Annotated in this window: 11 protein-coding genes; 6 read left to right on the forward strand and 5 right to left on the reverse strand. The window is 68.7% G+C overall.

Annotation, left to right across the window (positions count from 1 at the left end; translation table 11 throughout):
* Positions 1-904: 904 nt before the first annotated feature.
* A complete protein-coding gene (locus IT306_24685) occupies positions 905-1,474 on the reverse strand; it encodes a hypothetical protein (protein MCC7371638.1) in 570 nt (189 codons plus the stop codon).
* Positions 1,475-1,726: 252 nt separating this feature from the next.
* Between IT306_24685 and IT306_24690 the strand changes: the two genes are divergently transcribed.
* Positions 1,727-2,905: a 4-hydroxybenzoate 3-monooxygenase gene (locus IT306_24690; protein MCC7371639.1), complete on the forward strand. Its 1,179-nt coding sequence runs from the start codon at positions 1,727-1,729 to the stop codon at positions 2,903-2,905.
* Between the two features lie 92 nt (positions 2,906-2,997).
* Here the strand turns inward: IT306_24690 and IT306_24695 are convergent, their stop codons facing one another.
* Positions 2,998-3,498 carry a ferritin gene (locus IT306_24695; protein MCC7371640.1) on the reverse strand — a complete coding sequence of 167 codons (501 nt, stop codon included), beginning with the start codon at positions 3,496-3,498 and terminating at the stop codon, positions 2,998-3,000.
* A gap of 238 nt (positions 3,499-3,736) precedes the next feature.
* Between IT306_24695 and IT306_24700 the strand changes: the two genes are divergently transcribed.
* Positions 3,737-4,192, forward strand: a complete 456-nt coding sequence (locus tag IT306_24700) for a cupin domain-containing protein (GenBank protein MCC7371641.1) — start codon at positions 3,737-3,739, stop codon at positions 4,190-4,192.
* Positions 4,193-4,195: 3 nt separating this feature from the next.
* Here IT306_24700 and glgP read toward each other — a convergent pair whose 3' ends face one another.
* On the reverse strand, positions 4,196-6,745 hold the full coding sequence (glgP, locus tag IT306_24705; GenBank protein MCC7371642.1) for an alpha-glucan family phosphorylase: 2,550 nt from the start codon (positions 6,743-6,745) through the stop codon (positions 4,196-4,198).
* A gap of 987 nt (positions 6,746-7,732) precedes the next feature.
* Between glgP and typA the strand changes: the two genes are divergently transcribed.
* The 3 genes from typA (at position 7,733) to IT306_24720 (ending at position 10,955) form a co-directional block, all read left to right on the forward strand.
* A complete protein-coding gene (typA, locus tag IT306_24710; protein ID MCC7371643.1) occupies positions 7,733-9,583 on the forward strand; it encodes a translational GTPase TypA in 1,851 nt (616 codons plus the stop codon).
* Between the two features lie 255 nt (positions 9,584-9,838).
* A complete protein-coding gene (gene speE, locus IT306_24715; protein MCC7371644.1) occupies positions 9,839-10,666 on the forward strand; it encodes a polyamine aminopropyltransferase in 828 nt (275 codons plus the stop codon).
* Between the two features lie 94 nt (positions 10,667-10,760).
* A complete protein-coding gene (locus tag IT306_24720; protein ID MCC7371645.1) occupies positions 10,761-10,955 on the forward strand; it encodes a type II toxin-antitoxin system RelE/ParE family toxin in 195 nt (64 codons plus the stop codon).
* On the opposite strand, the gene IT306_24725 is transcribed toward IT306_24720, so the two are convergent.
* Both IT306_24725 and IT306_24730 read right to left on the reverse strand, forming a co-directional pair.
* Positions 10,949-11,557: a GNAT family N-acetyltransferase gene (locus tag IT306_24725; protein ID MCC7371646.1), complete on the reverse strand. Its 609-nt coding sequence runs from the start codon at positions 11,555-11,557 to the stop codon at positions 10,949-10,951. The genes IT306_24720 and IT306_24725 overlap by 7 nt on opposite strands.
* 6 nt (positions 11,558-11,563) lie before the next feature.
* Positions 11,564-12,232, reverse strand: a complete 669-nt coding sequence (locus tag IT306_24730; protein MCC7371647.1) for an LppP/LprE family lipoprotein — start codon at positions 12,230-12,232, stop codon at positions 11,564-11,566.
* Positions 12,233-12,337: 105 nt separating this feature from the next.
* On the opposite strand from IT306_24730, the gene IT306_24735 reads away from it, so the two are divergent.
* Positions 12,338-14,110 (forward strand): UDP-N-acetylmuramoyl-tripeptide--D-alanyl-D-alanine ligase (locus tag IT306_24735; protein MCC7371648.1); only part of this gene is annotated, 1,773 nt, incomplete at its 3' end.

The following is a 14,110-nucleotide window of genomic DNA, read 5'->3' on the forward strand; positions in this document are numbered from 1 at the left end:
GATGGCCAACACGGTGAAGGCGCAGTCAGCGAGCAAAGGCTGCATTCCGCCGGGGAACCCCTCCCCCACGTGATGGCCAACACGGTGAAGGCGCAGTCAGCGAGCAAAGGCTGCATTCCGCCGGGGACTCACTCATGCTCGGGGCAGACAGCCCTGACTGCTGCGGCAGGCCCTCACCCTGCGTCCCCTGTCAGGCCACAGAGCATGTGCGCAAGAGAGGTGGGCCATCGTGGCGCACGCACGATATGCCGCACTCATGTAAATCGTGCGAGAAGGAATGTCATCCTGAGCGCAGCGAAGGATCTCACCCGCTGACATTCAACCGTCGCGCCAGCGGGGAGGATCCCTCCGCTTCGCTCGCAAGCTCGCTTCGGTCGGGATGACGTGATGGGGCTGGCGGCTCGCTTCGGTCGGGATGACGTGACTGGCCCCAGCGAACCTTCACCTCGGAGGTCTGACCAGGGTCCACGTCTCCTACACATCAGAGCGCCCCGGCCAGGCTGGCCGGGGCGCTCGTTCTTGTTCCGCGATCCGTGCAGGATCGAGGTTCAGTCGTCGGCGTCGTTGATCGGCTGGTTCGACAGGTCGTCCATGCCGTCCATCGGATCGTTCACGATCTCGATGTCAGAATCGAGCTCGAACAGCGTGCGCATGAGCGCACCTCCTGGTTGGGATCCCCGCCATCCCTGACGACGAGGTGAGAGCTGCCCGCAACCCTCACAGAAGATACGCCGCACGATGCATGCCGGATCACTATTCGCGAGGTGGCCGTCCAGGCGCGCGGGCCAGCTCGCGCTTCGGGCGATGAAGTCCGTGACTGCCCCACGGAGCGCCGCATCCTGCAGGCGGGGTCGTCGTGTCACGACAGACGACCCCCACGCCATCCCTGGCGATTGTGTGGCCGCTAGACCGACACGTCCACGGTGCTGTACGACAGCGCCGCGCTGTCGGCGGTCGAGCCGCTGGCGTTGTACGGCTTGACCGACTTGAACGCCTCCTCGAACGCCGACTTGACATCCTCGTGCGACAGCCCCGACGCGTCGAGGATGTCCTTCAGGCTCTCGCCGCTGTCCAGGCGCGACTTCAACTCATCGGATGACGTACCCATCTTGTCCGCGAGCGTCTCCAGCAGCTTCTGACCGGCCTCGTCGTCGAACGAGACGCCGCCAGGGCCGCCGGCGCCACCAGGAGGGGGCGGCGGGGGGCCGGCCTCACCAGTCTGACCGGCCCGCTGCGGGGCCGTCGCGCGGACAACCTCGCGCAGCTCGTCCGTCGAGACGCCCTTCTCCTGAGCCAGCTGATCGAGCACCTTGCGTGGATCGTCCGAGGACTCCAGCTTCGTCTTCAGCTCATCCGCTGAGACGCGGAGCTTGTCCGCGAGCGCGCTCACGGTTTCGTCGGAGAGCTTCGGCGGTCGGCGCATGCCCTGTGCGCCCTGCATCGCGCTGGACGAATTGACGGTACTGACGTTCATGATGTTCCTCCGTCGGGAGTCGCCTGTCTGACTTCACACAAGACAACGCCCTGGGGACGGCGGGCTGGCTGGCAGGGGACTGAAATCTCGCTGACACAGCGCTGTCAGCGAATGTCCTGAACCTGCCAGCCAGCCGCCAGCCAAACACGGCGTCAGCACGCTCGCAGGCACATACCGGGCGGCGCCCGAGACCGCTATCCTGATGCTGCCGTGGGCGACGCCGCCCCGACGACTCACCGGTCGAGGTTGCTGATGGAGCGGACAGGGGTTGCCATCGTCGGAGCCGGGCCAGCCGGCCTGACCCTCTCGCACCTGCTGGCGCGGGCCGGCATCGAGTCCGTCGTGCTCGAAAGCCGCTCGCGGGAGTACGTCGAGCGCCGCGTCCGCGCGGGCGTCCTCGAACAGGGCACCGTTGACCTGCTCAACGAGATCGGCGTCGGCGAGCGGATGACCCGCGAGGGGATGGTGCACGATGGCATCGAGCTCCGCTTCGACGGCCAGCGCCACCGCATCCCCCTGACCGAGCTGACCGGCGGCCGGTCCATCACCGTGTACGGCCAGCAGGAGGTCGTCAAGGATCTCATCCAGGCGCGGCTGGCAGCCGGCGGCCAGATCCGCTTCGAGGCCGGGGCCATGAGTATCGAGAACCCCGACTCAGCCTCCCCGAGCGTGCGCTACGAGCAGGACGGCGAGATCCGCGAGCTGCACGCCGACTTCGTGGCCGGCTGCGACGGCTTCCACGGCATCTCACGCGGCGCGATCCCGCCCGGCGTGCTGACCGCCTACGACCACACCTACCCGTTCGCCTGGCTGGGCATCCTGGCCGCCGCCCCGCCCACCTCGACTGAGGTCGCCTACGCCAACCACGCGCGGGGCTTTGCGCTCTCCAGCATGCGCTCGGCTGAGGTCAGCCGCCTGTACCTCCAGGTCCGGCCCGACGAGGAGCTGAGCAACTGGCCCGAGCAGCGGATCTGGCAGGAGCTGCGGACCCGGCTCGCCACCCGCGACGGCGCCAGGGTGAACGAGGGTCCGATCCTCGAATCGGGCATCACGGCCATGCGGAGCTACGTGGTGGAGCCGATGCAGTACGGGCGGCTCTTCCTGGCCGGCGACGCCGCCCACATCGTGCCGCCGACCGGCGCAAAGGGACTCAACCTCGCCGTGGCCGACGTGCGCGTACTGGCCGATGGGCTGGCCGCATGGTACCGCTCCAGCAGCATGGAGAAGCTCGACGCCTACTCGTCGGTCTGCCTACGGCGCGTCTGGCGGGCGCAGCACTTCTCGTGGTTCATGACCTCGCTGCTGCACCGCTTCGAGACGGACGACATCTTCCAGCAGCGGCTCCAGCTCTCGCAGCTGCGGTACGTCATCTCGTCGAAGGCCGCCGCGACCTCGCTGGCCGAGAACTATGTCGGGCTGATCGAGGTCTGAGAGCAGCCGTCGGAAGGCCTCACCCCCAACGCCCGAGGGTGAGGTCATCCCGATGGTTGGAGGTGAGGTCACCAGCCTCAGAGTGACGGACGTCAGGCCCCGGCTGCCGCCCGTGCGCCAAGCTCCCGGTCGATCATCAGCAGCGCGACCTTGTTGTCGCCGGCCATCCGGAGCGTCTCCAGCACCGTTGAGGCCGTCTTCTCCTCCTCGACCTGCTCAGAGATGAACCACTGCAGGAACACCTGCGTCGAGTGGTCCTGCTCGGCCTCGGCCTGCCGGTACAGCTGCTCGATCAGCGAGGTGATCTCCTGCTCGTGGCCGAGCGCCAGCTCGAAAATGGCGATAGGCCCCTGGTAGTCGCTCGGCGGCTGCGGCAGCGAGGCCAGCACCACCTGACCGCCACGGTCAAGGATGTGGTCGTAGAACTTCATCGCGTGGCCGCGCTCCTCCTCGGACTGCAAACGCATCCAGTGCGCGAAGCCCGGCAGGTTCTGCGACTCGCAGTAGGCCGACATCTGCAGGTACAGATACGAGGAGTACAGCTCCTGCTTGAGCTGCTCGTTCAGGGCGTCCGTCAGCGAGTGACTGATCATCGTGGCAATTCTCCTCAAGAGGCGAGCCTGCGGCCCTCGTGGGAGCCCGGCGGTGCGCGCCCCGCATCAAGAGAACGCACACGCGCCGAAGACGTGACGCTTCATGATCTCACACCTGTGAAACTCGCGGCGCGGATTGCTGCCAGCAGTCGACAGCAGGCCGGCGGCTGGCGCTATCCTCAGGCACAACCGCCGCGTCCGCGCCGGTACGGCCCAGGCGACGGCGCAGGGAGGCACGATGAGCGAGCAGAGCGCGCAGTCGACGGCTGACGAGCGCGTCAGCGATCCCCAGATCCTCCATCCCGCCGACATCGAGCTGTTCGACCGCGGCACCGGCGTCAAGACCGTTCCGCTGATCGGCAAGTGGAACACCGAGGGCAACAAGGTCACCACCGGCATGACCATCTTCGAGCCGGGCACGGCGCTGCCGCTCCACACGCACAACGTCGAAGAGACGGTGATGATCCTCGAAGGGCAGGCTACGGCCGTCATCGGCGAGGATGAGTTCCCACTCCAGCCGGAGGACGTGACCTGGGTGCCGGCCGGCGTGCCGCACTGCTTCATCAATCGCGGCACGACGGTCATGCGGATCTACTGGGTGTACGGCGGTCGCGCAGTGACCCGGACCATCTGCGCGACCGGCGAGACGTTCGAGCATCTGTCCGAGAAGGATCGCGGGGCGAAGAAAGCGTAGGAGTCAGTCGCTCCAGCGCACCAGCCCCAGCGGGAACGGGATCGGCAGCGACGGGTGGCGCGGCACCACCCGCACCGCGAACCCGTGTCGACCGCTCCGCTCGACGCTCACGCTCTCGATGCCGAAGCGGTACGTGTCATCCGGGCCCGCGCCACGTCGGTCGAGGACCGTCAGCCTGGGGCCGGACAAGACCCCTTCGCTGTCGAGCAGCCCCGTCGCCAGGTGAACCTCGACCTCGTCGGGCTTGAGGCCGCCCAGCGCCACCTCGGCCACCACGTCCAGCGTCGTGCCGGCCGCCACCGCGCCAGACAGGCCCTGGACGTCCACCACCGTCACGTTCGGCCACTCCTCGCGCACCCGGGCCACCCAGGCAGCCACCTCGCGCGTCGGCGCGAAGCCGTCCGCGGAGAGCGTGCGGAAGTCCTCGGCGGCCGGCGCGTAGTACTGGTTCAGGTACTCGGAGACCATCCGGTCGGTGTTGAAGATCGGGGTCAGGCCGCCCATCGAAGCCCGCATCTTGGCGATCCACCCCTGCGGCAGATCGTTGGCGTCGCGGTCGTAGAAGGTCGGCACCAGCTCCCGTTCCAGCAGGTCGTAGAGCGAGTTGCTTTCCAGATGGTCCTGGAAGTTCGGATCGTCGTAGTGGCGGCGGTCGCCGATGGCCCAGCCGAGGCCGGCCCGGTACGCCTCGTCCCACCAGCCGTCGAGCGTCCCGACGTGGATCGCGCCGTTGGCCGTCGCCTTCATGCCGCTGGTGCCGCTGGCCTCCAGCGGCCGTCGCGGCGTGTTGAGCCAGACGTCCACGCCCTGCACCATCCGCCGGGCCACGCCGATGTCGTACTCCTCCAGCACGACGATCCGTCCGCGCAGCTCCTCGCGCTTCGAGATCTCGAACAACTGGCGCAGCAGCTCCTTGCCGCCGTTATCGTGCGGGTGCGCCTTGCCGCCAAACACAAACTGGACCGGCCGCTTCGGGTCGGTGACGAGGCGGATCAGCCGGTCAGGATCTCGCAACAGCAGCGCCGCCCGCTTGTACTCGGCGAACCGCCGCGCGAACCCGATGGTCAGCGTCTTGCCGTTCAGCGCCTCGACCGCCCGCGCCACCTCGGCCGGGCCGGCGTTCTGCCGCGCGAGCTGTGACGCCAGCCGTGCCCGCACGAAGTGGACCAGCTCATCGCGCAGCCGCTCGTGGCGGTCCCACAGGTCGCGAGCGGGGATCTCGTCCACCGCTTTGACGCGCGGGCTGCTCTCCAACGCGCCGGTCCAGACGGCCGGCATCTGCATGTTCTCGTAGAGGTCGGTGAACTCGGGCGCGAGCCAGGTCCGCAGATGCACGCCGTTCGTGATGCTGCCGGTCGGCACTTCTTCCTCGGCCAGCCCCGGCCAGACGCCGCCCCACAGCCGCCGCGAGAGGTCGCCGTGGAGGATGCTGACGCCGTTGCTGCGGGCGGTGAGCCGCAGCGCCAGGATCGTCATTGAGAACGGCTCGCTCTCGTCCTGCGGGTGCAGCCTCCCGAGCGCCATGAACTCCGAGCGAGAGAGCCCCAGCTCGCGGTAGTAGTCGCCCAGGTAGTAGTCGATGGTCCCCGGCTCGAACGCATCGTGGCCGGCGGCCACCGGCGTGTGGGTCGTGAAGACCATGCCAGCGGCGGCGACGGCGCGCGCCTCGTCGAACGACAGCCCCTGCTCGTTCATGAGCTGCCGGATGCGCTCCAGCGTCAGGAACGCCGAGTGACCCTCGTTCAGGTGGCAGACCTCCGGGCGCTTGCCGATGATGTCGAGCACCCGCAGCCCGCCGATGCCGAGCAGCAGCTCCTGGCGGATACGCATGTCACGGTCGCCGCCGTAGAGGCGGCCGGTGATGGCGCGGTCCGCCGGCTGATTCTCTTCGAGGTCCGTATCCAGCAAGTAGAGCGTGATCCGCCCCACCTGCACCTGCCAGACCAGCACGTGGAGGTCGCGCCCGGGGAACCCCAGCTCCAGTCGGATCTGCTCGCCGTCCGGCCCGAGCGCCGGCGTGACCGGGAGCGTCGCCGGATCGTTGTCGACGTACTGCTCCTCCTGCCAGCCATCCGGGCGCAGCCGCTGCACGAAGTAGCCGTGCCGGTAGTAGAGGCTGATGGCGGTCAGGTTCAGGTTCAGGTCACTGGCCGACTTGAGGTGATCGCCGGAGAGCACGCCGAGGCCGCCAGAGTAGATCGGCAGGCACTCAGACAGCCCGAACTCGGCCGAGAAGTAGGCGACACGCGGCTTCGCGGCCACGTCGGCGCCGTCGCCGTCCATATAGGCGGCAAGCTCGGCAGCCGCGCCCGCAAGCTCGCGGCGGTAGGCCGGATCGCGGGCAGCCTCGTTCAGGCGTACCTGATCAGTGGTGCGCAGCAGCAGCACCGGGTTGTGGTTGGTAGCTTCCCAGCGTGCCGGATCGAGCCGCCGGAAGAGATCTGCCGTCTGATGGTCCCAGGTCCAGCGGAGGTTGTAGGCCAGATCCTTGAGGACGGCGAGCGCCGGCGGGATGGTCGGGACGACGGTGAAGACGCGCGATGGTCGGATCATAGTCACCCGTCTGGAACGCCCGACATACTGGCATCGGGACGCCGCTTCAAGTCGAAACGCAGCTCCGGCAGCCGAGCCCAGAGCAGGAGTGCATCAGTATACTGGCCCGACGCCGTTCCGGCTTCATCCGGACGTAACGAATCAGGGCAATCGCATGTTGGGTGTGTCGTGCCGCCGCGTCGGGGCTTGAAAGCCCCGCCTACGCTCCTGCAGTCGCTTCGCGACGCCCCGGTCTCACCGGACGACGCTGTTCCCGGCGTCCGTCGCGCAGCGACTGAATGCGTGTAGGCGGGGACTTCAGTCCCCGACCGCCCGTTCCATGATGCTTCGGGGACACCAACGAACATGCAATCGCCCTGAGGGCAGCGCCAGGACGATTGCATGTTGATGTCGTCGTGCAGCGTCGTCGGGGCTTGAAAGCCCCGCCTACCATCCTGCAGTCGCTTCGCGACGCCCCGGTCTCACCGGACGACGCTGTTCCCGGCGTCCGTCGCGCAGCGACGGCGTGACGGTAGGCGGGGGTTTCAACCCCCGCCTGCGCGTCTCGTCGCGCTTCGGGAACACCAGCGAACATGCAATCGCCCTGCGTAACGAATGGCCTGCTGGCCCGAGCGCCGTGTAGTCCGAGCCAGCCAGGACGGTCTCGTTTGCCGTCTGCGCTTGAACCGTCACGATCTGGTTGCCCGCGGGGCTGAGCGTCAGGATGAACGTGGCGGCGGTCACGCCGCTGTTCCCTGAGGTGGGGCTTTCAAGCCCCGACGACGCTGCACGACGCGCTCAACATGCAGTCGCCCTGAGGTGTCATCAGCAGCGCTGGTGATCGGGGTCGGCATCTCGCAACCTGCCTGCGCGTTGTCAGCGAGACCGGGCCGCAACTCTGGTATACTCCGTTTCTACGACACACGCCGTCGATGACGCGGCCTTTCTTAGGCCGCGTTTTTCTGTGCCAGGGGCTCCCGTCCACGCCCTGGTGCCCCTGGGGAGACCATGTCGAGCAGCACGCTGACTGAGACGCCTGTGCGGAACGATCTTCGCAACATCGCCATCATCGCCCACGTTGATCATGGGAAGACCACGCTGGTCGACGCCATGCTCAAGCAGAGCAACATCTTCCGGGCGAATCAGAGCGTCGGCGAGCTGATCATGGACTCGAATGCCCTGGAGCGTGAAAAGGGCATCACCATCCTCGCCAAGAACACCGCCGTCCAGTATCGCGGCGTCACCATCAACATCATCGACACCCCCGGCCACGCCGACTTCTCCGGCGAGGTCGAGCGCGTCCTCAACATGGCCGACGGCTGCCTGCTGCTGGTGGACGCCGTCGATGGCCCGATGCCGCAGACCCGGTTCGTGCTGAACAAGGCCCTGGAGCTGAACCTCAAGCCGCTGGTCGTCATCAACAAGGTCGACCGGCCCAACGCCCGCCCGGCCGTCGTGCTCGGGATGGTGCAGGATCTCTTCCTGGAGCTGGCCTCCCACGAGGATCATCTCGAGTTCGAGGTGGTCTACACCAACGGCCGCGAGGGGCTGGCCGGCTCCACGCCGACCGAGCTGGCCGACTCGCTCGCGCCGCTCTTCGAGGCGATCCTCCAGCACATCCCCGCCCCCACCGCCGACCTGAACGGCGGCTTCCAGATGCTCGTCACCGCCATCAGCTACGACGAGTACAAGGGCCGCACCGGCATCGGGCGGGTGGCGCGCGGCAGCTACGTCCCCGGCGATCCGCTGGTGGTGCTCAACGCCGAGGGCCAGGCGCTCACCCAGCGCGGCAGCCAGGTCTACCGCTTCGAGGGGCTGGCTCGCGTGCCCGTCGAGGAGGCGAAGGCCGGCGACATCGTCATGATCACCAGCCTGGAAGGCGTCCAGATCGGCGATACCGTCGCCAACGCCAACACCCCCGACGCGCTCCCGCGCCTGGAGGTCGAGCAGCCGACGGTCCAGATGACGTTCGGCGTCAACACCTCGCCGATGGCCGGCCGCGAGGGCAAGTTCGTCACCAGCCGCCAGCTTCGGGCGCGGCTCTGGCGCGAGCTTGAGACGAACGTGGCCCTGCGCGTCGAGGAGACCGGCAGCGCGGACGTCTTCCTGGTAAGCGGACGCGGCGAGCTGCACCTCTCGATCCTGGTCGAGACGATGCGCCGCGAGGGCTACGAGCTGGAAGTCTCGCGCCCGCAGGCCATCACCCACCAGGAGAACGGCAAGACCGTCGAGCCGATCGAGCAACTGGTGATCGACACCATCGACGAGAACGTCGGGCCGCTCACCGAGCAGCTTGCCGCGCGGCAGGCCCAGATGACCAACCTCGAAAACGACGGGCGCGGCCGGGTCAGGCTCGAGTACTCGATCCCCACGCGCGGCCTGATCGGCTTCCGCAACGCCTTCCTGACGCTGACGCGCGGCGAGGGCCAGATGTCGAGCCTGCTGCTCGGCTTCGAGCCGCTGCGCGGGCCGCTCCAGGCCACCCGCAACGGCTCGCTGATCGCGTCAGAGGCCGGCACGGCGGTGACCTACGGGCTGGCGAACGCCCAGGGGCGCGGCCAGACGATGATCGATCCGCAGACCGAGGTCTACGAGGGGATGGTCGTCGGGATCAACAGCCGCGAGGACGACCTGGCGGTCAACGTCTGCCGCGAGAAGAAGATGACGAACATCCGATCCTCGACCTCCGACATCGCGGTGCGGCTGACCCCGCCCGTCCGTCTGAGCCTGGAGGAGTCGCTCGACTTCCTCGCGGCCGACGAGCTGTTGGAGGTCACGCCGAAGTCGTTCCGGATCCGCAAGCGGCTGCTCGCGGCGACGGAGCGGGCGCGGGCGGCCAAGCGGGCAGCCGGCCGGTAAGGTTTCGTGGGCCATCGATACTTGTAAAAAATGCCGCGACTCCCAATGGTCGTCCTGAGCGCAGCGAAGGACCTCACCCGCTGACCGTCAACGCTCGCGTCAGTGGGTGAGGTCCTTCGCTTCACTCAGGATGACATGGTGGGGTCGTGGGTCGTGGAGTAGCGCAGCGTGAGCCATGTGACCGATTCCGAGGGCGGATCCCTCCCACCTTCGACCCACGACCCACGACCCGCGCCAGTATGGCGCGACTTCGATGTGGTCCCCGGCGAGCGGGCCGCCTACGAGATCACGCAGGTGCTCGCCTCCGCCAGGACCCAGTGGCAGGATGTCGAGATCGTCGAGACGCGCTCGTTCGGGCGCGCCCTCTTCCTGGACGGCGCGCCGCAGTCCGCCGCGGCCGACGAGTTCGTCTACCACGAGGCGCTGGTCCACCCCTCGCTCGTCTGCCACCCAGCCCCGAAGCGGGTGCTGATCGCCGGCGGCGGCGAGGGTGCGACGCTCCGCGAGGTGCTCCGCCATCCATCGGTCGAGCGGGCCGTGATGGTGGACATCGACGGCGAGCTGGTGGACCTCTGCCGCGAGCACCTGGCCGAGATGCATCAGGGCGCGTTCGACGATCCGCGCGCCGATGTCGTGATCGGCGACGCGCTGGCCTACCTGCGCGACCAGGACGATCGCTTCGACGTGATCGTCATCGACCTCACCGATCCCAGCGAGGACGGCCCCATCGGCGAGCTGTACGGCGAGGAGTTCTACCGCCTGGTCGGGTCACGGCTCGCCGAGGACGGCATCATCGTGCTCCAGGCCTACACGTTCGGCCCCGGCCGCACCGAGTGGCAGGACAAGATCGCCGCGACGCTCGGCAACGTGTTCCCCATCGTGCGGCGCTACCGAGCCGAGGTGCCGTTCTTCAAGGACAGCTGGGCCTACTGCACGGCCAGCCGCATGCGCGATCCTGCCGCCCTACCCGTCGGGTACATTGACCGCGTCCTCTCCGAGCGCGGCGTGGAGCCGGGCCTCCGCTTCTACGACGGCACCACCCACCTGTCGATGTTCGCGCTGCCGAAGTACGCCCGCCGGTAGCCTGCCTGCCGGAGCCTTCGACTGCTGGTCGTCAGCTGGGTGAAATCCACGCGTTCATCGCAGAGCCAGATCCCAGCACCGCGGCGGTCGTGCTATGCCGCATCCGTGGAGCAGTCCAACCGTCGGTGAGTTTCCGCTCGCGGGGCGCGCCGGCTTCACCCGAGACACCCGCGAGATGGTGGTTCCTCGGACGCCGTACGTACTGATCTATCGAGTTTCGGATGCGCTCGTGGTGATCCCGCGCATCAGGCACGGCGCGCAGCAACGGCCATCGACGCTCGATCAGTGAGTTCGGCCGCGTTCGTTGAACTCGCGGTCCAGTACGCTCATGATAATGTCGTCGTGCCAGACGCCGTTGACGAGCGCTGACTCTCGCTCGACGCCCTCGCGCACAAAGCCGCACTTCTCGTAGGCGCGGATCGCACGGCCGTTGTAGGCCAGCACCCGCAAGTCGATACGGTGGAGCTGCATCGTCCGGAAGCCGTACCCGAGCACCAGCCGGATCGCCTCGCTGCCGTACCCGTGCGACCAGAAGCGCCGGTCGAACAGGCCCACCGCCAGCCGCGCACGCCGATCCTGGCTCACGATCTGATGCAGACGGATCGTGCCGATGCAGCGTCCGTCCGGCGAGTCAACCGTCCCCCCGTCCGGCCATCGGAGCGCGGCCACCACGAAGCGGCGCTCCTGCTCGACCTGCTGCCTGCTGTACGGTGCGAACCACGCCTCGGCCTCCTGGGCCGTGAACTGCTTCGCCGTCCCAGAGCCGCCGTACATCAGGTCTTCTTCCGGATCGCGCGGAGCCTCGATCCGCGCCGCCACATCGGCTGGGACCGGCTGACGGAGCAGGACCAGGTCACCATGGAGTGGCGCCAGAGATTCGGAGCGGTCCATCGCCTGTTACCGAGCGCGTGGGACCTGGGCCGGGGCCTGCACCGGCGCGGGCGACGACCGGCTGCCCGAGGTCGTCGGGGCGGCGGCAGAGGTCGGCTCGGTGACGGTGTTCATACGGAGCAACACCTGTCCCGTGCCGCGCTGCTCCACACGGTAGGTGACCGTCGACACGGCAGACGGGCAGCAGAGCGCGTCCGAGTCCTTGTACCGCGAGTACCGCGCGATCACCCGGTCCAGGTTCACCAGTTCGATCTGGTTCAGCGCGCCATCCGTCCGCGCGTCCATCGGCGTCGGCGAGAGCGTGCCGAGAAACTGAGGTGGCGTGCTGGCGGTGAACGCGAACACCTGATACGCCATCGGGCGGCACATGCCGTCGAACGCCGCCAGCCCGCGCACGATCCGCACGTGAGTGTCGGCCAGGTCGCCCGAGAACAGCTTCCAGCCGGCCGCCTCGATGGCCCGCCCGGCATCCGACTCGGCCGGCTTGAGCTGCTCCAGGCAGCGCGGATCGCTGGTGGCAGCGAACGGCGGCGCGGTCGGGATCGCCATGCCGGCCGTGTTCCAGGTGGCGGCGGCATTGTCGAGCCACGCACCATCGGCGACCGCCGGCAGCGGGTGTGACAGCGAGCCTCCCAGCACGGCGACGACGGCCATCACCACCGCGTGAAGTCTCATGCTCAGCATCGCGTCTCCCCCTGTCCGCACGTTGCGTCATGACACTGTAGCGCAACCTGCCGCATGGCTGGCAGACAGAGGGCGCGCGTCCGTACCATCCGGGCCGTGAGTTTTCTGTCGAACGGACGCCGGCTCCGCAAGCTGGCCGGGCGCGCGATGGCTGGCGTGGGCGTCGCCGCGTGGGCTGCGTTTCTGACCCGCCAGCAACTTCGTAGCCTGCACATGCTTCAACTGGAGGGGTACCAGACCGGGCGGTTTCTCGGCTGGACCCTCCAGCAGCGAGACCGCTGGGCCTCGACGGGCACGCTGGGCAGCGCGGCCGGGACGCTCGCTGTCGTGGCCCTCAGCACGGCGGCCGGCGCGCGCCTGACCGAGCATCCGCTGGCCGTCGCCGCCTGGGCGGCGGCAGGCGCGGCGCTCTGGCGAGCCGCCAGGCCGGCGAGCGCCACCAAGCCGCTCGTACTGACCGCCCGTGCGAAACGCCTCCTCGGCGGCCAGGGGCTGCTCACAGCGCTCCTGGCCGCCGCCCCCGCCGCCGCGTCGGCACTGTGCCCGTGCTCGCGCCGCCATGCCGTCCCCGCGCTCCTGGTCGGGACAGCCGCCGCCAGCCTGCTCGGGCCGCCGCTGACGGCCGGGGCCAACCTGCTGCTCTGGCCGGTCGAAGAGGGCTTCCGGCGCTACTACCTGTTCGACGCGAAGCGGACCCTTCGTCGCCACGGCCCGACCGTCGTGGCGGTGGCAGGCTCCTACGGGAAGACCAGCACCAAGGAGCTGACGGCCACCCTGCTCGGCGGACGCTGGAGCACCCTCCGACCGCCCGGCAGCATCAACACGCCGATGGGCATCAGCCGGGTGGTCCGCGAGCAGCTCCACGAGGGCCACCAGGTCTTCGTGGCCGAGCTTGGCGACTACGTCCCGGGCGAGATCCGCTTCCTCTGCAACCTCGTCGAGCCGCGCATCGGCGTCTTCACGACCATCGGGCCGGAGCACCTGGAGCGGTTCAAGACGATGGAGCGCATCGTCCAGACCAAGGCCGAGCTGATCGACGCGCTGCCGCCGGACGGCATCGCCGTCATCAACCAGGATGATCCGCTGGTGCGCGGCCTGGGCGAGCGAGCGACAGCGCGCGGCCTGCGCGTCATCCGCTACGGCCAGACCGCGCCGGGCGCCCAGGTCCGGGCGCGGGACGTCGGCACCACGACCGACGGCCTGACGTTCACCGTCGAGGCCGACGGCCACGGCGAGGCGACCGTCCAGATCGGCTTGCTGGGCCGCCACAACGTGATGAACTTCCTGGCAGCCACCGGCGCAGCCCTGGCGATGGGCATGAGCCTGGCGGAGGTCGCGGATGCCGCGCAGCTCGTCAGGCCGGTCCAGCACCGCCTGCAGCCGATCCACGGCGCGGGCGGCATCCTGGTCATCGACGACACCTACAACTCGAACCCGAGCGGCGCGGCCGAAGCGCTGGCGGTCCTGAGCGAGCTGCCGGGCGGCCAGAAGGTGCTGGTCACGCCGGGGATGATCGAGCTGGCCGAGCGCGAGCAGGAGGAGCACCATCGGCTGGGAGCGCGCGCGGCGGCCATCTGCGACCGCGTCATCCTGGTCGGGCCGGAGCGCACCCGCCCCATCGCAGACGGTCTGCGGGCCGGCGGCTTCCCCGAAGACCACCTGCATGTCGTCGAGAGCCGCGACGCCGCGACAGCCGTCCTGGGCAAGATCCTCACGTCCGGGGACGTGGTGCTCTGGGAGAACGACCTGCCGGACACGTACAACGAGATGACCGGCGGCAATGAGGCCCTCGCCCCCGGAGTGGCCCTCACCCCCGGAGTGGCCCTCACCCCCGGAGTGGCCCTCACCCCCGGAGTGGCCCTCACCCCC

This window comes from Chloroflexota bacterium (genome assembly GCA_020850535.1).
GTDB lineage: Bacteria > Chloroflexota > UBA6077 > UBA6077 > JACCZL01 > JADZEM01.

Bases quoted from the DNA above. Each gene is read 5' to 3' on its own strand.
- IT306_24685 (MCC7371638.1), bottom strand. From the start codon at position 1,474: ATGAACGTCAGTACCGTCAATTCGTCCAGCGCGATGCAGGGCGCACAG.
- IT306_24690 (MCC7371639.1), top strand. From the start codon at position 1,727: ATGGAGCGGACAGGGGTTGCCATCGTCGGAGCCGGGCCAGCCGGCCTG.
- IT306_24695 (MCC7371640.1), bottom strand. From the start codon at position 3,498: ATGATCAGTCACTCGCTGACGGACGCCCTGAACGAGCAGCTCAAGCAG.
- IT306_24700 (MCC7371641.1), top strand. From the start codon at position 3,737: ATGAGCGAGCAGAGCGCGCAGTCGACGGCTGACGAGCGCGTCAGCGAT.
- glgP (MCC7371642.1), bottom strand. From the start codon at position 6,745: ATGATCCGACCATCGCGCGTCTTCACCGTCGTCCCGACCATCCCGCCG.
- typA (MCC7371643.1), top strand. From the start codon at position 7,733: ATGTCGAGCAGCACGCTGACTGAGACGCCTGTGCGGAACGATCTTCGC.
- IT306_24720 (MCC7371645.1), top strand. From the start codon at position 10,761: ATGCCGCATCCGTGGAGCAGTCCAACCGTCGGTGAGTTTCCGCTCGCG.
- IT306_24725 (MCC7371646.1), bottom strand. From the start codon at position 11,557: ATGGACCGCTCCGAATCTCTGGCGCCACTCCATGGTGACCTGGTCCTG.
- IT306_24730 (MCC7371647.1), bottom strand. From the start codon at position 12,232: ATGAGACTTCACGCGGTGGTGATGGCCGTCGTCGCCGTGCTGGGAGGC.